This is a genomic window from Paenibacillus sp. Pae15, from assembly GCF_024519685.1.
GTDB classification, from domain to species: domain Bacteria; phylum Bacillota; class Bacilli; order Paenibacillales; family NBRC-103111; genus Paenibacillus_G; species Paenibacillus_G naphthalenovorans.
Genome location: NZ_JALJRM010000008.1, coordinates 20,463 through 40,033 on the forward strand (window position 1 = coordinate 20,463; position 19,571 = coordinate 40,033).

Here is a 19,571-nt window from a genome sequence, read left to right on the forward strand (position 1 = left end):
GTACTTTAGTTTGTACCCGGTGTGGTCTCGCCTGTCATCAATTCGTTCCATCTTCTCCAGAACGTCCGCAGATGGATTTCGTCCGTATTCAGTTGTTCTTCTTTGTGCAAGCCGCGCGAAATGTCGGACCACTCCACCTCTTGATACGCTTCGTACCCCTGCTGGGCAACCTCCAATGCTTCCACATCGTCGGGGGTGGCAAATCCTCCCGGTCCGTAGAAGGTCAAATAACTGTCCAGTCTGACTCTTCTCGCTTCCGGACTTTCTTCTTTTGGACCTAAGGCCCAAGCCGTGACCTTCATGTGATTATAACTAACCGGGTAGAAGGTTCTCACGGTAATCGATGATCCGTCGTTGATCACGAGATTCGGGAAAATGACGAGATTCCGGTTCGTTTCCGCTATCCTCATCCCCTTCTCTTCGCCAAGACGCTGCACAAGCTCCTTCCGCTTCTCCTCGATCACCGGCTTGGCATCCTCTCCGTAGATGGGCATCCATCTTGCAATGGGTCTTCCCCTGTAGGTTTTGTTATCGATGACGGCATGACCGTTGCCAAGCGGCTTGCCGATCCCGTGCGCCGGCATCAACAAGCCTTTGGGCAGCGCAACCTCCACACCGGAATCCTTCAAATAATCCAAATAAGTGATATGCGTAGGCACCACATGGTAGTCGTCGAAGCTGTTTTCCACCAGCAGCTTCCAATTCGCCTTCATGTCATATTCTTGTGTGCCTTGAATGATTTCCATATCACCGGTTTCGGATTGATCCACGATCAAATCCAGATATTCCTTGGCTCCGGCCAAATATTCGTCCAACGAAACCGCATGCTTGTCGAAATTCAAAAAGTAGAAGCCCCTGTAGCTTTCCAAGCGCGGAACGCTGTGCAGACCCATAAGCGATTTATCCCATCCGGGCGGATACGAGTCTTCGCCGGGGATGGCTATGGTATCCCCATTGTTGCTGAACGTCCACGCATGATAAAAGCAGCGGAACGTTTTGCAGTTGCCTTCTCTTTCCCGGCATACGAGCGCACCGCGATGGGAGCAAGTATTAAGGAACGCATGTACCCGGCCGCTGCTGTCCCGATTAAAAATGATCGGTCTGCCCGCGACATTTCTCGTGACGAAGTCGCCTTTTTTCGTTACTTCCGATTCATGTCCCACATAAATCCAGCATTGATTAAAGATCGTTTCTTTCTCTTTCTCCAACAGCTCCGGCCTTGTAAAAACGGAACGGCTTACTTTAAACAGCATGCGTTCCGGATCGTCGATGATAAAGCGTTTACATGTCAATCGGAATTCCTCCTTTTGTTCCAGTCTCTAAGGTCTTTTCTCTACTTCCAATAATAAGGCAGTTCTCTTCAATGCTCCAATTGAAAGTGTCAATCGGCACCCATTGACAAAATTTATGGCCACGAGAAAAGCCGCCCCTTATGGAGCGGCCTCTCTTAGCTGCCTGGCATATCGGTTACTTGCTATTCCTCTACTCTGAATTCCATCGTTCCCAGACCGTCCCACTTCACGGTAACCGTATCTCCGGGCGAAAGCATCAGTGCTCCGGTCATTCCGCCGGTAAGGATGACCTGGCCTGCCTTCAGCTTGAGCCCCTTGCGGGACAGCATGCCGGCCAGCATCGCAACCGACTGGGCAGGATGGCCCAGCACGGCAGCTCCCGAGCCCAAATCCTTCAGTTCACCGTTAACCGCCAGCGTAACACCGACTAAATCAAGCTCCAAATCCGCGGGCTTTCTCATCGCTGAACCGATAAACACCCGCGACGCAGAGGTATTGTCCGCAATGACATCCGGCAGGGTGAATTGAAAATTCTCATACCGGCTGTCAATCATCTCAAGAGCTGGAACTACGTACTCCGCAGCAGCCAACACCTGTTCGATCGTTACCCCCGGGCCTTCCAGATCCTCGCCGAGAATAAAAGCGATTTCCGCCTCCACCTTCGGATGAATCAGCTCGCTCAGCTTCAGCACATTGCCGTCAACCACCATGTAATCAAAAATGTAACCGTAAATCGGTTCTTCCACACGCATTTGCTTCATCTTGGCAGGACTCGTCAGCCCCATTTTGGTACCGATGATCCGGTATCCCTGCCCAAGCTTGATGCCGACAAGCTCCTCTTGAATGCGGTAGGCATCATCAACCGTCAGGTCGGGATGCTCCGTTGTGATCCGCGTAACCTCCCTTTTGCCGACTTCCGCATCGATTAAGCGCTGGGCTATGCTGATGTATTGGTTTCGATCCATAGCGTCCTCCTAGAACGAAGCTGCTTTATTTTTCTATTTGTCGATTTGCCGTTGTTCCCTGAATCTGGAATAGCTTCCTTTACCTTAGACATGCCGTTCCTTTCCCCTTGCATCATGTTTGTCCGTGAACCTTACGCCGACTTCGCCAAGATGTGCCAATCTGGCGTTGAAGGCATCTCCCGGTTCCGCATGAACCGCCGCTGACAGCGCCCCGGAAAGAATGACCTCGCCTGCTTTTAGCACAATGCCGAATTCAAATAATTTGTTTGCGAGCCACGCTACGCAGCGGGCGGGATGGCCAAGAGCCGCCGCGCCTACGCCGGTATTGACCATTTCGCCATTCTTGTACAGCACCATGCCGATTTGCGCCAGATCCGCTTCATGCACCTTCACCTGTTTGCCGCCCAACACGTACAGACCGGAAGAAGCATTGTCGGCGATGGTATCCTGAAGCCTGATTTTCCAATCCCTGATCCGGCTGTCCACAATCTCAAGGGCAGGCATCACATATTCCGTTGCCAGCAGGACATCGGTCACCGTCACTCGGGGCCCGATCAGATCACGCTTTAATTTGAACGCGATTTCCGCCTCCACTTTAGGTTGAAGTACACGGGCGAACGGGATCATCCCTTGGTTCTCCACCGCCATGGTATCCAACAAGTGGCCATAGTCCGGCTGATCCACACCCAGTAATTTTTGCATGGCAAGCGATGTGAGACCGATCTTTTTGCCGACGACATTGGCCCCGGCCTCGACTTTTCGTTCGATGGTTTTTAATTGGACATGATAGGCTTCCTCAATCGTGATATTCGGCTCCAGAAGCGTTAACGGTTCTACGCCGGCTCCTGTTTGTTCCGCTTGGGCCAGATGGTTCGCAAAGGATTCGCTCTTGATCACATTCACTGCTATTCCTCCTTCATAGCTTCATCTTAAATCCGCGGCAAGCGCCCTCACAAGGCTCCCGTTCCGTTATACGGAATTCCCCTCAACTGTTATAATATGGCGGGAGTTTAGGCACGCTAACGCATGGAGGTGATCGCTCATGAGTGGAAGAAACAGCAAACCCGATAATGACGGACCTGCAAGCAGCCCCAGCCGCCTTGATCAATTCGGCGGCAAGCTGGCGGAAGACACGGTATCCCGTGAAGCCGCGGAAGCACGCAAAACCCGCAAAAAGAAATAGCGCTGCCACGTATAGAACAAAACCGAGGACCGCCTGCTGCCCCGCGCAGCAGGCGGTTCTTTTGTTTTCCGCTCCAATCGCGGAGCTTCTATGAATCTAATACAATTTTACCAATAAATGGTATATAGTTGTACATGCATAGAAAACCGACTAATATGGCAAGCCGGACACGAACTTTATTGGGAAGAGGAGGAATGCAAGTTGAATAAACGATGGTTGTCTTTCGCGCTGCCTGTCGTTCTAAGCGTTACTTCTATACTATCCATCATTTCGTCATCCGCGGCTGCAGGTTTAAGCGGCTTTCAGGATATGTCCCGCCATTGGGCCTCTAAATCTGTAGCATGGGCAGCTGCCAATGGTATTGTCAACGGATATGAGGACGGTACGTTCCGTCCCGACCAAGTCGTTTCCGAGCCCGAGTTTCTTGCGATGCTTTTACGTGCTTATCCGGAAACGCCAGTCCCTTCGGCGCAACCCGGCGCTGATTGGTACGAGCCTTATTATGATTATGCCCGGCAGCAGCAATGGCCGGTTCTTAACAGCCCTGACCGAAACTTGTATAACCGGGGATATGTGGCCCGATTGATTGCCGCCACCCAAAAAGGGACGATGGGCTTGAACGATTCCATCCGCTTTTTGCTGGATCAAGGCTTGTCGCAAGGGAAAACCGCTGCTACGATCGAAGGCTATCAGGCAGAGGACAAACTAACCCGCGCCGAAGCGGTTCAGTTTGTTTGGAATATCAAGCAAAAATTCGTCGGCTTGAATGCGGCGCCGGCACCGGCACAGCCGCAACCCGGCGTTTCAGTGGTTGCGGACGTGCCGATATCCGTCAAGGGTATTGCGCTCGGCGACTCTGTCGATTCGGTGACGCAGAAGCTCGGAGCTCCCGCCCGTAAAGACGCAAGTGAGTACGGCTTCCAATGGTATATTTACAACAAGGATTACAAAGATTACGTGCAAATCGGCATTAGTGGAAATAAAGTCGTTGCGTTATACTCGCCATCGAACAACTGGCGCACCGATCGCGGCATAGCGGACGGTTCAAGCCAGGCCGAAGTGGAAAAGCAGTACGGCGCCCCGGTCTCGTTCATTCAGAAGGGCAGCACCCGTTTTATGATGAATTACGGTAAAGGCGAGTACGGAACCTATGAAATCAATGGCGCCTATGCTACCTTCTTCTACGACGTGCACTTAAACCATGTCGTCACCGGAGTTCAGGTGATCGGCAAGTCAACGGAGCTTTCGCTGGAAACCTTCTATCCTCAGGCCAGCGATGCGCTGGCAAGAGCGTACGAGCGGCAAAGCTTCGACCTTGCCAATGCAGGACGGGCGAAGCTCGGACTGTCCCCGTTTGTCTGGGACGATGCCATTGCTGTGACAGCGCGCAAACACAGCCAGGATATGGCTGCCAAGGGCTACTTTGACCACACGAACCCAAGCGGTTTAAGCCCGTTCGACCGAATGAAGCAGGACGGTCTCAAATTCCGCGCCGCTGCCGAGAACATCGCCGCAGGTCAAACCAGCGCTATCTTCGCCCATCATGGTTGGATGAACTCGGAAGGCCATCGCAAAAATATACTCGGCAGCTATAAAAACCTGGGTGTCGGAGTTTACTTTGGCGGAAAATTGAACATCTACTACACACAAAATTTTTACACGCCTTAAAGCTTGAACCAACAAAGACCGCCTCTTTCCATGGCATCAGCCTGGAAAAGAGGCGGTTTTTGTTAGATAATGCATGACAGGAGTGATCACGGCGCCTGCTTGTCCATATATTCAAAGAGGAACGATTGGCCGTTGCGGTAAAAGCGCGGGTCGTACAAGCCCAAACGCTTGTCATCCTCTACAACAACCACGAACGGTGCCCACTCGTACAGCGTCTTGGCCTTGGGGTTAGCGGCAAACAATGCCTCCAGATCGGCATCTTCATTCGATTTCAGTTGTGTCACCGGCCGAATGCCTGTCCATACGGTTCCTTTGGACAATTCAACCGTATTGCCGTGCTTTCCGATGACCGTAAACGTCCCGGGGACAAAATCCGCGGCAAGCGCCACTTGTTCGTACTGATGGTTCACCTGCTGATAAAGCGTATAGCCCTGGAAAGACTGTAATCCTACGTGCAGCGCAATCAGCAGCCATACGGTACGGTACACCCGGTGCGAAGGTACCTTCAACCGCCCGCTCCTTTTGCGAAAAAATACCCACAGCCATCCGCCAAGCATGAGCGCCCAGAATACCAGATCGACGATCGGAATGGTGCCGAAGGTAATGCGTACCGTCGAAAACGGCTCCAGATAGCCGGTTCCCCAAGCGTTGAACAAATCGCTGGTGTTGTGGATGAACACGGCAATCATGCCGATGACAAACCAGCTCCAGCCCTTGACCTTCCACACAAGCCGGGCCATTCCCGCAAGCAGGGCCGCAAAAACCGGCACCAGAAAGACCGAGTGGGTCAATCCCCTATGCCACATCTGATAGCGCCCCGCCGTATCCCACCAAGCGGAGATCACATCAATATCGGGAATTTGCGAGCCCGTTACGGTCGTGAACAGGAGCGCCTGCTTCTCCCTGCGGGTCATGCGGGATTTATCTACAGCGCCATAAAGCGTTAAACCGAACAGTGTATGTGTAATGGTATCCATCCAGCTGTCTCTCCCTCTTGATTGAAAATCCACTTACTTAAGTATAGCTTAGTACGGTTTTGGAGACAAACTGTAAGAGCACCTGGCATTTCGTTATGAAGCCTCGATGAAGCAAAAAAATACCGCCCGGCTTAAAAGCCGAACGGCCATTTTGTCTTCACTGCAGTACGTTTGAATGGTGAAGGTAAACGTAAACCCCTGACCTAAGACCGATAGTCTCATGCAAACAATCCAACAAATGAAAATCTCTGGTATTATTCCTTGCGGTATATCCGTTAAATAAAGCGAAGCTTTGACAAAAAAACTAGAGCGACCCTATTAGTCTTATCCATCCGATCATAGACAGCCACAGCGGAATACTGAGCATGACTCCGATAAGCAAACCGACAGGCAATCTCCCCTCCATGGCTTCCAGCCTCCTTCGGGACTGCAATCGCTTACATTAATATTATATGCTGAAATATTGTTATTTTACATATATTTTTCAGAATTTTTAAAAAAAATTACGCCGACAAAAACACAATTTGGCTGAGGACAAACTATTTCTCCGCTTTTTAGAGTAAAATAAATAATAAAAGCTTCGTATATATGCCTTAAGGAGTTGGGATTTATGTTATTCGTCAGCCCGACATGGGGTACCGTTTCCATTGATGAAATGGTATCGCAGCTTCAAGTTTACGTTAAGGAAGACCCGGATGCAAAATACAAGCTGGTCATCGGTACCGATTCGCACACCACGAAGCGTTCGACGACCCTGGTTACCGCACTGATCATTCATCGGATCGGCAAGGGTGCCCGTTTCTTCTACCGCAAGCTGAACAGCCGGCCGCTTCACGACCTGCGCTCGCGGATTTATCGGGAAACTGAGCTTAGCCTGGAGTTGGTGGAGCATCTGAATAAGAACGGCATGGGCGAGCTTCTGCTCGCATGGCCTCTCGAGATCCATATCGACATCGGTCAAAAAGGAGAGACCAAAGTGTTGATCCAGGAAATTTGCGGCTGGGTCACCTCCGTGGGGTACGAAGCACGAATCAAGCCGTTATCCTTCGGCGCCAGTTCAGTGGCCGACCGGTTTGCCGAGTGAGAACGTTAAAATAAGTATAAAAACATGAGTCCGAGCGCTTGATATTCGGTCGAAGAATCGCTATAACTTACTATAGGCTTTATTTTCTTCCAACCCTCTGAAGGAGATTCTTCATGACCAAAAATATATTCGCCGCGCTGCTGCTCGCGGCTGTCTTGATCAGCGCATTCGACACGTGGGGCCCCAAGCTGACGGAAAGCTACAGCGACCAAGTCACCGTTCTGATGTACCACCATGTGCATGATACGGACCAAAGCTCAAGCACCGTGTCCAGCACGCTTTTTCGCGACCAGCTAAGCTTTCTTCAATCCAAGGGGTACCGCTTCATCTCATTAAGCGAGTTTGAGAAATTTTACGAGGGCGCTCCGGTTCCCGATAAGGCAGTGCTTGTCACATTCGACGACGGGTACCGAAGCTTCTACGACTATGCCTATCCCGTCCTGAAAGAGCTGGATATCCCGGCCGTAAATTTCATTATTACTGCGGATTTGGACGATCCGACGGCTCCCATGATTCCAACGCTTTCCAGAGAGCAGATTCGGGAAATGCTGAGTTATCGCAAGGACATGTTCGATTTTCAATGCCATTCTGACAACCTCCATTATAAAAAGGACAACCTTGCCGCACTGACCGGCAGACTCGACGGTGAGACGGAGGAACAATACAATGAGCGAATACAGAGCGACAGCCAGGCTTGCGTTCAGAAGCTGAACGAGCTGTATGGCGGCAGCCGTACAGTAAACGCCTATGCGTATCCGTTCGGAATTTTCTCCAAGACCGCTCAACAATGGATTAGCGAAGCCGGAATCCGCTATGCCTTTACGATCGTCAACGAAATGGCGACCCGTGCCAGCCATCCGCTGGAAATTCCAAGAATCAATGCGGGCAATCCGAAGATCAAGCCGGAGCTGCTCGACAAACAAATCATGCTTCGGATCGAGCGGGTCACCCACCTGCCTAAATAAAATACATGAATCAATCTTAAGCAAAAAGAGGTTGTCCCATAAGCAGATAAATCTGCTGAGGGGCATCCTCTTTTTAATCCAATTGATGAATTAATAAAAGCATCGCACTTACGACCGGCGTAACCACCATGCCGTATCGCAGGATAATTCGCGGAAGTCTTTTGGTCAGCTTTGCACCGATATATGAACCCACTATCGTACCTAGAGCGACCTTCAAAAATAATGATGAATCGAAGAATCCATTTTGCATAAATCCCAGAGAGGCCGCTAATGAAATGGGTATTAACACCAGCATGGTTGTGCCGGCAGCCGCAAACATTGGATAGCCAAGCCATTTCAGGAGGGAAAGTTGAATAAAAGGAGCTGCCCCTATGCCAAACGTTCCCGAAATCATTCCGTTTCCCAAACCGATGATGGACGATCTTAATGGATATAATTGTACCTCTTCCGCGGCAGAATGCTCCAAATTCAACCTTGTTTTTAACCATATCATTAACCCCGATAAAACCAATGCGGTTACCGTGAAATACATTAATATTTCCGGGTCAATGATTTTGGTCATGCGAGTACCCACATAAGAGCCGACGGATCCGAAAAAGCCAATAAAAAGACCTTGTTTCAGGATCAAATTCCCTTCCCGAAAATGACTCCAGCTCCCTGTCAAAACACTTAAAAACATCACGGCAGCCGCTGTTCCCAGAGCATGGTAAATAGGGATGTCAAAGAAGGTTACCAGCACCGCAATAATAAACCCGGATCCCCCCGCTCCAATAAATCCCAGCACAACTCCTAAAACAAACATGGTCACAATGATCATCATATGACTTTATTGACAAGTTCAGGCGATTGTTTGTGCCAATCCGATTCCAGCTGAAACAAATGGCCTACATCAATCAGTTTCTGTTCCTGCATTGGAGCAGCGATGAGCTGCATGCCTAGAGGGAGGTTTTTATCCTTTGAAAATCCAACCGGCAGCGTTAAGGTCGGCACACCTGCATTGGTGAATGGCAAATTATAAGCGGGCGAACCCGTTTCTTTAATTCCTTCGGGAGCCGGCGACGGTGTCGCAGGAGTGACCAATAGATCGACATCTTTGAATACATCGCATAACTCCTGGCGAAATACAGAACGGATACGTTGGGCCTTTAAGTAATCAATTGCTTTAATTTGTAATCCTTCACGAATAAATTGCTGCAAATAGGCATGAAAACGGGATGGGTCTTTAGCATACTGATCGGCATGATAACTTGCTGTTTCACATTTCATAACGATATGGTGGGCTGCATTGCCCGCCTCCAAGCTTTTGGGCAGGCGGACGGGAACGGTTTTGATTCCCAATGATTGCAGCAAATGAACCGCATTCTCAATCGCCGCCGCCATTTCAGAATCTGCATCCTGAAAATAGGAATCGACGACAATTCCGACCGTATAATCCTTATTGGTTTGCACTTTCAATGCTTGCTTAGGCAAAGTCCAAGTGGCCGTATCGTCTGGGTCAGGGCCTGACAGCACATTGTAGACGTGAACTGCATCTTCCACCGTCTTCGTCAAAGCGCCAACATGGTCAAGGCTCCAGCTTGCGGGAATCACACCCGCTTTGCTTATTCGTCCGTACGTCGCCTTCAGGACGGTAAGCCCGTTGTAAGCCGCGGGACGAGATAACGATCCCGCAGTTTGCGTACCTAACGTCATCAATGCCATATTTGCCGCCAATGCGGCCGCTGAACCGGAGCTTGATCCACCCGGGGTATGATTTACATTCCATGGATTTCGGGTTTCAGGGGCTCCTCCCCAGTTGGCGAATTCCGTTGTCGTTGTTTTCCCAAGCAATACGGCATCTGCCTTTTGCAACCGATGAACGACTGTTGCATCAGTCTCAGGAACAAACCCTTTAAGTACGTTGGAGCCGGCTTCCGTCCGGATTCCTTTGGTATAAATAATATCCTTCGCCCCATAAGGAATGGCAAATAGCGGGGGAAGTTCTTCTATTGTCTTCATTTTCATTTCTAAAGCTTTTGCCTGTTCCATAGCGGTTTCCTGCTGAAAGGTAACCCACGCCTTTACATGCGGTTCCCATTTTTCAATGTGTTTGAAAAACAGAGAAATCAATTCAGTGGGTGAAATTTCCCTTTTTTTTAACATTTGATTCGTACTGGCAATCGTTAAATGCTGCAGCTGTGTCTTAATCAATGCCTACAACTCCTTTGGGCCCAAAAAGAGGGGTAATTTCTCTTTCGATTGGAAAGCTTCTGACTTTTTGGACTTCCTTTGAATAAGCATGATATACATCGACTTGAAGATGGTTTAACAGGTTCAACCGCTCTCTGGTCTCGCGTATAAGATTAGGATCCAACGTTACAGACATGATTTGCCAAGGATTTTCGTCAAGACCATCGCTTAAAGAATTACCCATGGGGTCAAATGCACAAGTTAAGCCAAAGAACTTCAATCCGGAACGGCCGACATTTGCAGCGCGCTCCTCTCCTGCGCGATTAATGCCTAGTACAAAAACCCCGTTTTCTCTGGCTCTGGACTGACATTCGGCAAGCCATGCTTTCTTTCTGTCGTCTCCGGAAGCCGCGGTGGGTATTACAATCAAATCTGCCCCCTGTAAAGCAAGCGCCCTGGCGGCTTCCGGAAATGAGCGGTCGAAACAAATTAATATTCCCACTTTATAGCCATTCACATCAAACACCGGGAAATGAGTGCCCCTATTAAAATAATAGGTTTCGTCCGTCGTTAAGGTGGGAAGGGTTAGCTTCGGAATATGCGTTTTCCGATAATATCCTTGCAATTCGCCATGATTTGAAATGACGATGGCCGTGTTAAAATAACGCGTTCCATCTTTCTCTTGTGCTTTTTCAAAAATGGTAGCGATAATATGAACATTATTTTCTTTTGCTTTTTTGGAAAAATAGGAGAAGGTTGGACCATCCGCCGGCTCCGCCAGCTCAAAGAACGTTTCACTGCCTGTTGTACAAAAATAAGGAACGGTCATAAGTTCAGGAAATACAATCAGATCGGGTTTCCTGTCTTCCTGCAAGGCCTGGTCGAATAGAGCGGACAACCGCTCCATTCGATGATTGTACGCATCACCGTCCCGGTACGGTCCAATCTGCAATCCTGCCACTTGAAGAGTCATAGGGTTTCATTCTCCTGTCTATTCATTCGGGATAAAACTGGCATCCACAATATCTTCATACTTCATATCCGTCTTGATGTTGCCCACAAATTTCTGCATATCGATGGCAACTTTAAAGGCCTCTTCCGTGATGTTGGCGTTCGGCGGATACACATTGCTGTCGATCATACGCTGTACAGCATTGTCTACTACTTCGCCATCTAATTCGGGAAATTCTGCCCGTGCCACTTTTTTTGCAATTTCGGGGTTTTGGTGAATGAATTTCAGCGACTCATCCATCGACTTCACAAAGCGTTTGACCAAGTCGGGATTTTTTTCCATTAACTGAATGGACGTATTAAATGTGGAGAAGGCATACTCGGGATATTTTTCTGTAAAGTTATAAATTAATTGAAGTCCTTGAGATAAACCTTGTTCAACCTGCGGCTGATAAGCAACAGCGATATCCGCCTGCCCTGCCAGGACAGGCCCTAGCTCAGAGCCATTTTGCACTTCCGTCACCGTTACATCCTTTGTAAAATCAAGACCATGATCGCGTAACAGCCGTTTCAGCAATGTATTGGAGGTTCCGGGCGCCAAACCGACGACAATCCGCTTTCCCCGCAAGTCTTCAGGAGAATTAAACGCTACATTTTTATTGGCAAGAATCCATACAGGAGCACTATTGGCAACGGCACTTACCGCCTTGGCATGACCGCCCTTTTCCTTTGCAAACCCGACATGCTCCGGTCCATGTACGGAAAATTGGGCTTCACCGGCTAAAACAGAGGCCAGGGCGGTCGGTCCTGTACCGGCAGAACGGATATTCGAAATTTTGATATGATTATTTTCAAATAATCCCTCTTTGTTCGCAACGTACAGCGGCAAGTAAAGGAGCGTGTGAAACGCTTCTGTCACAAGCACTGTATCCATTTCCTTGTTGGCATCGGATTTCGCCGGATCCGGTGCTTCCGCCGCATTCGTCGATGGTGCAGGAGAAGCCGAATTTCCGGATGAACAGGCTCCAAGAGCGGCCACAAGAATCGAAAGGATAAGAATTAAAAACGTTTTTTTCATGGTATGGTTCCTCCCGCACAGTTGAAAGTTATTTTGTCTTTTCTAATTCAGCTTGTTCCCATGGAAGCAATTTGGATTGCAGCTTCGTCACGATGGCATACAGCAGGATCGCTACAAGCATCAGCGTCAAAACCCCAACCCATACCACATTCAAATTGAAGAGGTTCCCGGCAACAAAAATCATTCTGCCCAGCCCCTTATCCGATGAAATAAATTCACCCCCGATAACAGAAATCAAAGCAAAGCCGATATTCAAACGAAATGCGGAAATTATCCATGGCAGTGTCGATGGAATGACCACTTTCCGGAATATTTGCCCCTTCGTGGCGCCCAGCGATTTCATTAAATGAATGAGACTGGAATCGATTTGATGGGTACCTTGGTACGCCGATAGAAGCGCAACAATGAAGGTGGCAATGGTCGCCAATGCCATTTTTGAAAAGATGCCCGAGCCGAACCAAATGATAATCATGGGGGCAAGCGCGATTTTGGGCAGGCCATTCAACGCTACAACAAACGGATCAATAACTTTGGCAGCCCTCTCGGAATACCATAGTAGAAGCCCTACGCCAGAACCTAATAAGCTCCCGATAATAAAACCCGTAATCGTCCCGTACAAAGTGGCTATCGTATCCGTGAACAGCTGCCCCGATTGGATGAGTCGAATAGCTTCGCTCCATATGCCTTGCGGAGAACCCATTAAGAAAGCATTGACGAATTGGAACCGAACGGCAAGCTCCCATAATCCTACGATGGCCAGTATAATGAGTATGCGATAAAAATTGAGAATCAGAAAAGGGCTGCGTGTTTTCTTTTTTTCTTTTGGTTTTACATACACTGTTGAAATGCTTTCCTTTTTTACTCCCGTTTCCAGTGTGGCCATCAAGATTCCCTCCCTATTTGAATATCCAAATCAGCCCATATTTGGTCAAAATACGAATTATAACGCGGATCTGTCCTTGCCTTCATGGCCGAACCGTACTCCTGGGCAAGTCCTACATCATATACTTTTTTTACAAAGGTGGGGCGTTGGCTCATAACGGCTACCCGGTCAGACATCGCGATGGCTTCACCAATATCATGAGTAATTAAAACAACGGTTTTATCATAATCCCTCAGAATCGTTAAGATTTCTTCCTCAAGCACAAGCCGCGTCTGATAATCTAATGCGGAAAAGGGTTCATCCAACAAAATAATGTCGGGGTTGATGACGAGCGTCCGGATTAATGCCACTCTTTGTTTCATTCCGCCAGAGAGTGTGGCAGGGTAGGCGTGTGCAAAATCGGCTAAACCGTATTTGGCCAAATATTCCAAAGCTAACTCTTCCCGTTCCTTTCTGGATCTTCCTTTCACTTCAAGTCCAAGACTTACGTTTTCGATTACTGTTCGCCAAGGAAACAACAAATCTTTTTGCATCATATAGCCGACATGCCCCGTGGATGATGAAACATCATGTCCGTGAACACTGACCTGGCCTTCCGAAGGTTCGAGCAAACCGGCAATGATGTTAAACATCGTACTTTTCCCGCAGCCGCTCGGTCCAACAATGCTGATAAATTCCTTATCCTTAATCTCAAGCGTGATATCTTTGATTACCTGAACCATATTTCCCTCTTGATCATAAAACCATTTCTTGACTCCTTGTAATGCAATGGCGCTTTTCGTTTTTACATTCTCATTCCGGCTCTCAACAAAATTCAGGACCATTGATCTTCCCCTCCAAGTTGTTAAGTTGTCTTTACAACTATCACTAAAAAAATAATGGATGGTTCAGCATATTTTTGTTAATTTTTATTACACATAATGATACATAATACTTGAAACACCGTTTATATATGCCCTAATTATAATATCAATTGCATTTTTTGTAAACATATTTGTAATAAATAATGACATAAATTATTAATTTAAACTTATTATCGTATATTTATGTTATATTTATTAACATAATAATCCGAGAAATGTATCTTATTCGTTATTCGCCGGTATATTCGTAAAATGAACATTCGATTCAAGCCGTATTTGATCGATTTCAAAGCTAAAATGTGAGCCAAGGTAGACAATCTTCACCTTTTCTATCGGCTGATTATTTGTTGTGTATACCACCCCTTTCCACAGCATCAACGGCGTTCCAGCTTTGACGAGCAGAAGTTCCGCTTCTTCTTTCGTAGCCGCAACAGCTTGGAATTTTTGCTTGGAGTAGCTGGGGAAGTGATTCGATTTAGCCAGCATTTCATACAACCCATAATTCTCCAGGTCCTTATTCATTAATTCGGGATCAAACGCTTTGGGGATAATGGAGGTTCGAATGGCCAGAGGTGTTCCATTTGCCAATCTTAAACGAACGATTTCAAATACCGGACTGTCCGGCTCTATATTCAATTCATTTGCCAATGGAACGGAGGCGTTATATTGCTTTTTGGAAATCATCTTTGCGCTATGGTTTAGTCCGATCATTTCCATATCCTCGCCGAATGTGCGCAATATGGACGCTTTTCCCGTAAACATCGGGCGGGCAACGTAGGTTCCCAACCCCCTCCTTTTTTCCAAATAACCCTCTTGTACCAGTTCGGCAAGCGCTTGTCTGACGGTCGGGCGGCTAATTTCATGCATTTCCGAAAGCCGATGCTCCGTCGGAATTTTCTCGCCGCTTTTAAATTTTTTCGTTTCAATCTGGGTAATAATCCATTCTTTTAATTGTATATAAAGCGGCAGTCTATTATGTTGATGAATCATCCGTCATCCCTCTTTTGTTTACTTAATGGAGTTTTGCCGTATTCCAATGTTTTTCTGCAGATAAATTCAACAAAAGTGCCTTAAAACCCTTGCGGGATAAAGAATTTTTGATAATGAAGCCGACCTTAAGCGGAACATCGCAGCACACGGAAATATGACAGCAAACAAAAACCGTGATACCCGCTTCCAACGGGCTCACGGTTCATTTTATTGCCGGGAGTCTCCAAAACCATGTAAACCCGGAGTCTCTTACCGGTCAACGGTTGTCTACCTTTTCCGGATACAGGTCATGATTCAGCAAGCGGTGCTCCGCCATTTGCTCATACTTCGTTCCCGGCCGGCCGTAATTGCAGTACGGATCGATGGAGATTCCTCCGCGCGGAGTGAACTTGCCCCAAACTTCGATATACTTGGGATCCATCAGCTTGATCAGGTCGTTCATGATGATGTTCACGCAGTCCTCATGAAAATCGCCGTGATTGCGGAAGCTGAACAGGTACAGCTTGAGCGATTTGCTCTCTACCATCTTGCGGTCCGGAATATAACTGATATAGATGGTCGCGAAATCCGGCTGCCCTGTAATCGGACAAAGGCTCGTGAATTCGGGACAATTGAATTTTACAAAATAGTCGCGGTACGGATGCTTGTTATCGAACGATTCGAGCATCTCGGGCGCATAAGTCATCGGGTATCGGGTTTGCTGGCTGCCGAGCAGCGTCAGCTCCAGTTCGTCCTCTTTTCTTCCTGCCATAGGGCTGTAGCTCCTTTCAAGCTTGCTGATCTATTATTATAACGGATTTGCAGAAAGAAAGTAAGCGGGGGTTGGAGAACAAGCCAGAGCCGCATTACGCTTTGGAATCGGGAGCTTTCCAGTCGTGATCCCAAAACCGCTGCGAGCTGATGAATTCCTTCATATGCAATCGGGACGGCGTACCCAGTTTGACTTGCATGGCCTGCGTCCAATTCGTATCTTTAGTGCCGTTTGTTCGATCCAGCATATATTGCTTCATTGTCTCATCGTAGGCTTGAATCAGATTTTCATAATTCTCCGCCGAGTATACATCCTCATGCAAAACCGCCTCATAAGGCAGCCTCGGCCTGATCGAAGGGGATTGGTCCGGGTAGCCGAGACACATGCCGTACACCGGAATCACATATTCCGGCAGCTTCAGCAAAGCGGATACCTCCTTGATCTGGTTGCGGATTCCTCCAATATAGACGGCTCCGAGCCCCATGGATTCCGCGGCCACGACGGCGTTCTGGGCAGCCAGGGCTGTGTCTGTTATGGCGACAACCAGATTTTCCGTGGTACCGATATACCCTTCTCCCTCGGCAAACCCGCAGGCGGTTTTGAGCCGGTACAAGTCTGCGCACCAAACCAAAAATACGGGGCATTCCTCGACATAGGCTTGATTCCCCGCAAGTGCGGCCAGCCGGCTTCTTTTATCCCGGTCATTGATTTGAATCACACTATACGCCTGCATATTGCTGGATGTGGAGGCCATCTGGGCCGCACGGATAATCGTCACCAGCTGTTCCTTGGTGACAGGCTCCTGTTTAAATTTGCGTATGGACCGGTGATTCATCAGTTTATGAATGGCTTCATTCATGGACATTCCCTCTCCTTTGCTGCGATCGTTTAACGGCGCGGCATACCGAAACTCCCGCTCAGGCTGCCGCCACAGCTCAATCATATCCTCCATTACCACTTTACGATACTGACAAGCGTACTGCAAATTTTTAGGATGGCATTTGACGGATAAGAGCGATACAATGAACAATGATGAATCAAAAAGCACCCGTCATTTAGCATGCAGATTACGGTCGTTGATCATCCGCGGGACGGCCTGTCCTGCAAAAAATGCAACTTTTCCCGGTTTCTTATCGTCAAACCATATAGAACTGGACGCATGCCAACTCAGATATGCCAATGTGAGAAAGGATTTGTTTCTATTGAATTTACGTCTAACCGCCGCTGCCGCTCTGCTGCTGACTTGTATCGCTTTTACCGCTTCCGGCTGCGGAAACCCTTCTTCAGTCGAAGTCGAACAAGGAGAAACCGGCGGTGCTCCCGCTGCCCAAAACCCTGGCGATCCCCCCGCCGCGGCACCTTCCCAACCGGATGATACAGTAAAGCAAGGAGGATCTTCGGAAACCGGGGACGCTGCGAAGGAACCGACGAAACCGCCGGCAAACCTCCCGCCGTCAGGTAAGGGGGATGATTCTTCGATCCGGGTCATTGCGAATCCGGAAGACGTCGCTGTTCTTGTCAATAAAACGAACAAACTGCCGGAAAATTATAATCCGAAAGATCTGGTCGAACCGAACGTGCCTTTCATCTTTAAAGAAAAATCGGAGAAACGCATGCTCCGGAAAGAAGCCGCCTCGGCGCTTGAGGACTTATTCGATGCTGCCAAGAAGGACGGCCTCCCGCTGGCCGGGGTTTCGGGCTACCGCTCCCATGCGACACAAAAAACGCTTTATAACAACTACGTCAAGCGCGATGGAGAAGCGGCCGCGAATAAGTACAGCGCCAAGCCGGGACACAGCGAGCACGAAACCGGACTTGCGATCGACGTCACCGGAAGCAGCGGCAAATGCCCGGCGCAGGACTGCTTTGGGGATACGAAGGAAGCCAAATGGCTGGCCGAGCATGCACCGGAATACGGCTTCATTATTCGTTATCCGAAAGGCAAGGAATCGATTACCGGCTATCAGTATGAGCCATGGCACCTGCGGTATGTCGGGAAGAATGCCGCCAAAGAAATCGCCAAGCAGGGCATCACGCTGGAGGAATACACCCACGGCGGGGTCCCGGTCTCCAATCCGAAATAAAGAAGTCCCGCTCTCCCCTATACGGAGGGCGGGACTTTGCTTATGCTTCCACGCGGGAAGATTCTGTTTTGGCTTATTGCTGTTGATTGGACTTGTACCCTTTCCCCTGCTTATGCACCGGCTTTGAGCCGAAATCCGCTTGCTGTTGTGCAGGCTGGGCCTGGTTTGCTTGGTATTGCCCGCGGGGGGCTCCTCCTTGCTTGCCTTCGAAGTGCCGCGAAGACGTTCCGGACTTGGAGCTCCGCGGATGCTGTCCTTTGCCATTCGGAGGCTGGTTATTCCGGCGGCTTGCATCCCACGGCTGAACCTCGGACGGGGATTTCATTTGTGACAGGGCTTGTCCGGCCGGCCGCTGTTCCTGATCCCGCTGCTTATGCTCATCCGTCTCGGATTCTTTGGATTTCTCCGGCTCTCCGTCCTGCCAAATTCCGCTTTCCGGAACCGATTCGCCGGGATGGCCTTGAGGCTGCTTGTTTCCGACTTTTTCGAGAATAAAATAAGCGCAGCCGAAGTTGCAGTACTCATTCAAATAGTCGGGCAGTGTCGAGATAATCGTATCTTTGCTGCCCTTCGGATGATTATCCTTAAAAAAACCGCGGAGACGAAGCTGATTATAGCCCCAATCCCCGACAATATAATCGTAACGTTCCAGCACTTCGCTGTACCGGTCCCGGAACGCCTCAAAACGCCAGCCATTCTTGTGATCGACAATCACTTCATATGTTTTGCCCGATATATGAATCACGTTCTATGCCTCCTCACGATCTTACGACTGCCGCGTCAAGCTCTTACGACCGCTGCGCCGATTTCACTTGATCGTGCGCATGATATGAACTGCGCACGAGCGGACCCGATTCCACATGGCTAAAGCCGCGCTTCATCCCTTCTTCCTTCAGCTCGGCGAACTGCTCGGGCGTATAATATTGCATGATCGGCAAATGATTCACGCTGGGCTGCAGATATTGGCCAATCGTCATAATGTTGCAGTCCACCGCCCGCAAATCATCCATCGTTTGCAAAATCTCGTCCCATTCTTCACCTACACCCAGCATGATGCTCGATTTGGTTGGAATGTTTGGAGCGATTCGCTTCGAGCGCTCCAGAAGCTCGATCGAACGGCGGTATTTGGCCTTGGCCCGCACCCTGTCGGAAAGACGCTCCACCGTTTCCACATTATGGTTCAGTATATTCGGTCCGGCTTCGAGCACCGTGCGGAGCGCTTCTTCGTTTCCTTGAAAATCGGGGATCAGCACTTCCACACTGGCGAGCGGCAAGCGTTCGCGCAATGCGCGGATCGTAGCGGCAAAAATCGATGCCCCCCCGTCCTTCAAATCGTCCCGTGCCACGGATGTGACCACCACATGGCTGAGTCCCATCTGTTCGGCGGCTTCGGCCACACGCTCGGGCTCCTGAAGGTCAAGTTCCGTCGGCAAACCCGACGTTACCGCACAGAACCGGCAGGCCCGTGTGCATATGTCTCCAAGAATCATGAAGGTAGCGGTCCGGTTCGCCCAGCATTCGTGAATGTTCGGACACTTCGCCTCTTCGCACACCGTATGCAATGTTTTCCCGCGCATCATATTTTTTAATTCCTTGTAATTGTCACCGGTAGCCAGCTTGATCTTCAGCCAATCGGGTTTACGTTCTATTTGTCGAGTCGCCATAGAG

20 protein-coding genes are annotated in these 19,571 nt (G+C 49.1%); 5 read left to right on the forward strand and 15 right to left on the reverse strand.

What is annotated here, in order from left to right:
• Nucleotides 1-5: 5 nt before the first annotated feature.
• From NR121_RS08755 to NR121_RS08765, 3 genes are all read right to left on the reverse strand, one after another.
• Nucleotides 6-1,292, reverse strand: coding sequence for an aromatic ring-hydroxylating oxygenase subunit alpha (locus NR121_RS08755; RefSeq protein ID WP_235594142.1), 1,287 nt, complete (start codon nt 1,290-1,292; stop codon nt 6-8).
• 182 nt (nt 1,293-1,474) lie between these two features.
• Complete coding sequence (locus NR121_RS08760) at nt 1,475-2,257, reverse strand: 2-keto-4-pentenoate hydratase (RefSeq protein ID WP_054819229.1); 783 nt, start codon at nt 2,255-2,257, stop codon at nt 1,475-1,477.
• An 84-nt stretch (nt 2,258-2,341) separates the two neighbouring features.
• The gene (locus NR121_RS08765; RefSeq protein ID WP_254777614.1) at nt 2,342-3,154 is read right to left on the reverse strand and encodes a 2-keto-4-pentenoate hydratase; all 813 of its coding nucleotides are present in this window, start codon (nt 3,152-3,154) and stop codon (nt 2,342-2,344) included.
• 145 nt (nt 3,155-3,299) lie between these two features.
• On the opposite strand from NR121_RS08765, the gene NR121_RS08770 reads away from it, so the two are divergent.
• Together NR121_RS08770 and NR121_RS08775 are read left to right on the forward strand one after the other, a co-directional pair.
• A complete protein-coding gene (locus NR121_RS08770; RefSeq protein WP_171005980.1) occupies nt 3,300-3,440 on the forward strand; it encodes a hypothetical protein in 141 nt (46 codons plus the stop codon).
• Between the two features lie 201 nt (nt 3,441-3,641).
• Nucleotides 3,642-5,108 carry a CAP-associated domain-containing protein gene (locus NR121_RS08775; protein ID WP_062409504.1) on the forward strand — a complete coding sequence of 489 codons (1,467 nt, stop codon included), beginning with the start codon at nt 3,642-3,644 and terminating at the stop codon, nt 5,106-5,108.
• A gap of 86 nt (nt 5,109-5,194) precedes the next feature.
• Here the strand turns inward: NR121_RS08775 and NR121_RS08780 are convergent, their stop codons facing one another.
• Complete coding sequence (locus NR121_RS08780; RefSeq protein ID WP_062409505.1) at nt 5,195-6,085, reverse strand: metal-dependent hydrolase; 891 nt, start codon at nt 6,083-6,085, stop codon at nt 5,195-5,197.
• A 610-nt stretch (nt 6,086-6,695) separates the two neighbouring features.
• Here NR121_RS08780 and NR121_RS08785 point away from each other — a divergent pair.
• Both NR121_RS08785 and NR121_RS08790 read left to right on the forward strand, forming a co-directional pair.
• Entirely contained in the window at nt 6,696-7,169 is a 474-nt protein-coding gene (locus NR121_RS08785) for a ribonuclease H-like YkuK family protein (protein WP_054819231.1), read from the forward strand.
• Between the two features lie 113 nt (nt 7,170-7,282).
• Entirely contained in the window at nt 7,283-8,134 is an 852-nt protein-coding gene (locus NR121_RS08790) for a polysaccharide deacetylase family protein (protein ID WP_062409506.1), read from the forward strand.
• Between the two features lie 73 nt (nt 8,135-8,207).
• On the opposite strand, the gene NR121_RS08795 is transcribed toward NR121_RS08790, so the two are convergent.
• The 9 genes from NR121_RS08795 to nfsA all read right to left on the reverse strand — a co-directional run bounded on the left by NR121_RS08795 (nt 8,208) and on the right by nfsA (nt 16,762).
• A complete protein-coding gene (locus NR121_RS08795) occupies nt 8,208-8,954 on the reverse strand; it encodes a sulfite exporter TauE/SafE family protein (RefSeq protein ID WP_256846813.1) in 747 nt (248 codons plus the stop codon).
• Nucleotides 8,951-10,324, reverse strand: coding sequence for an amidase (locus tag NR121_RS08800; protein ID WP_217634725.1), 1,374 nt, complete (start codon nt 10,322-10,324; stop codon nt 8,951-8,953). The genes NR121_RS08795 and NR121_RS08800 overlap by 4 nt, the downstream gene beginning before the upstream one ends.
• The gene (locus NR121_RS08805) at nt 10,317-11,210 is read right to left on the reverse strand and encodes a carbon-nitrogen hydrolase family protein (protein WP_375162518.1); all 894 of its coding nucleotides are present in this window, start codon (nt 11,208-11,210) and stop codon (nt 10,317-10,319) included. Before NR121_RS08805 ends, NR121_RS08800 begins: the two co-directional genes overlap by 8 nt.
• 84 nt (nt 11,211-11,294) lie before the next feature.
• Nucleotides 11,295-12,332, reverse strand: coding sequence for an ABC transporter substrate-binding protein (locus NR121_RS08810; RefSeq protein ID WP_256831082.1), 1,038 nt, complete (start codon nt 12,330-12,332; stop codon nt 11,295-11,297).
• 28 nt (nt 12,333-12,360) lie between these two features.
• Nucleotides 12,361-13,215, reverse strand: coding sequence for an ABC transporter permease (locus NR121_RS08815; protein ID WP_062409510.1), 855 nt, complete (start codon nt 13,213-13,215; stop codon nt 12,361-12,363).
• Nucleotides 13,215-14,039: an ABC transporter ATP-binding protein gene (locus tag NR121_RS08820; RefSeq protein ID WP_062409511.1), complete on the reverse strand. Its 825-nt coding sequence runs from the start codon at nt 14,037-14,039 to the stop codon at nt 13,215-13,217. Before NR121_RS08820 ends, NR121_RS08815 begins: the two co-directional genes overlap by 1 nt.
• Before the next feature lie 261 nt (nt 14,040-14,300).
• Complete coding sequence (locus tag NR121_RS08825; RefSeq protein WP_074729373.1) at nt 14,301-15,068, reverse strand: GntR family transcriptional regulator; 768 nt, start codon at nt 15,066-15,068, stop codon at nt 14,301-14,303.
• A 256-nt stretch (nt 15,069-15,324) separates the two neighbouring features.
• Nucleotides 15,325-15,819 carry a preQ(1) synthase gene (queF, locus tag NR121_RS08830; RefSeq protein ID WP_054819240.1) on the reverse strand — a complete coding sequence of 165 codons (495 nt, stop codon included), beginning with the start codon at nt 15,817-15,819 and terminating at the stop codon, nt 15,325-15,327.
• A 94-nt stretch (nt 15,820-15,913) separates the two neighbouring features.
• On the reverse strand, nt 15,914-16,762 hold the full coding sequence (gene nfsA / locus NR121_RS08835; protein ID WP_375162519.1) for an oxygen-insensitive NADPH nitroreductase: 849 nt from the start codon (nt 16,760-16,762) through the stop codon (nt 15,914-15,916).
• Between the two features lie 259 nt (nt 16,763-17,021).
• Here nfsA and NR121_RS08840 point away from each other — a divergent pair, with 259 nt between their 5' ends.
• A complete protein-coding gene (locus NR121_RS08840; protein WP_256831083.1) occupies nt 17,022-17,903 on the forward strand; it encodes a M15 family metallopeptidase in 882 nt (293 codons plus the stop codon).
• A 73-nt stretch (nt 17,904-17,976) separates the two neighbouring features.
• Here the strand turns inward: NR121_RS08840 and NR121_RS08845 are convergent, their stop codons facing one another.
• Entirely contained in the window at nt 17,977-18,648 is a 672-nt protein-coding gene (locus tag NR121_RS08845; protein ID WP_235594145.1) for a YutD family protein, read from the reverse strand.
• 43 nt (nt 18,649-18,691) lie between these two features.
• Nucleotides 18,692-19,567: a lipoyl synthase gene (gene lipA / locus NR121_RS08850; RefSeq protein WP_256831084.1), complete on the reverse strand. Its 876-nt coding sequence runs from the start codon at nt 19,565-19,567 to the stop codon at nt 18,692-18,694.
• Nucleotides 19,568-19,571: the final 4 nt, after the last annotated feature.

Bases quoted from the DNA above. Each gene is read 5' to 3' on its own strand.
- NR121_RS08820 (WP_062409511.1), bottom strand. From the start codon at position 14,039: ATGGTCCTGAATTTTGTTGAGAGCCGGAATGAGAATGTAAAAACGAAA.
- NR121_RS08795 (WP_256846813.1), bottom strand. From the start codon at position 8,954: ATGATGATCATTGTGACCATGTTTGTTTTAGGAGTTGTGCTGGGATTT.
- NR121_RS08785 (WP_054819231.1), top strand. From the start codon at position 6,696: ATGTTATTCGTCAGCCCGACATGGGGTACCGTTTCCATTGATGAAATG.
- lipA (WP_256831084.1), bottom strand. From the start codon at position 19,567: ATGGCGACTCGACAAATAGAACGTAAACCCGATTGGCTGAAGATCAAG.
- NR121_RS08810 (WP_256831082.1), bottom strand. From the start codon at position 12,332: ATGAAAAAAACGTTTTTAATTCTTATCCTTTCGATTCTTGTGGCCGCT.
- NR121_RS08815 (WP_062409510.1), bottom strand. From the start codon at position 13,215: ATGGCCACACTGGAAACGGGAGTAAAAAAGGAAAGCATTTCAACAGTG.
- nfsA (WP_375162519.1), bottom strand. From the start codon at position 16,762: ATGATTGAGCTGTGGCGGCAGCCTGAGCGGGAGTTTCGGTATGCCGCG.
- NR121_RS08805 (WP_375162518.1), bottom strand. From the start codon at position 11,210: ATGGAGCGGTTGTCCGCTCTATTCGACCAGGCCTTGCAGGAAGACAGG.
- queF (WP_054819240.1), bottom strand. From the start codon at position 15,819: ATGGCAGGAAGAAAAGAGGACGAACTGGAGCTGACGCTGCTCGGCAGC.
- NR121_RS08780 (WP_062409505.1), bottom strand. From the start codon at position 6,085: ATGGATACCATTACACATACACTGTTCGGTTTAACGCTTTATGGCGCT.
- NR121_RS08760 (WP_054819229.1), bottom strand. From the start codon at position 2,257: ATGGATCGAAACCAATACATCAGCATAGCCCAGCGCTTAATCGATGCG.
- NR121_RS08770 (WP_171005980.1), top strand. From the start codon at position 3,300: ATGAGTGGAAGAAACAGCAAACCCGATAATGACGGACCTGCAAGCAGC.
- NR121_RS08825 (WP_074729373.1), bottom strand. From the start codon at position 15,068: ATGATTCATCAACATAATAGACTGCCGCTTTATATACAATTAAAAGAA.
- NR121_RS08790 (WP_062409506.1), top strand. From the start codon at position 7,283: ATGACCAAAAATATATTCGCCGCGCTGCTGCTCGCGGCTGTCTTGATC.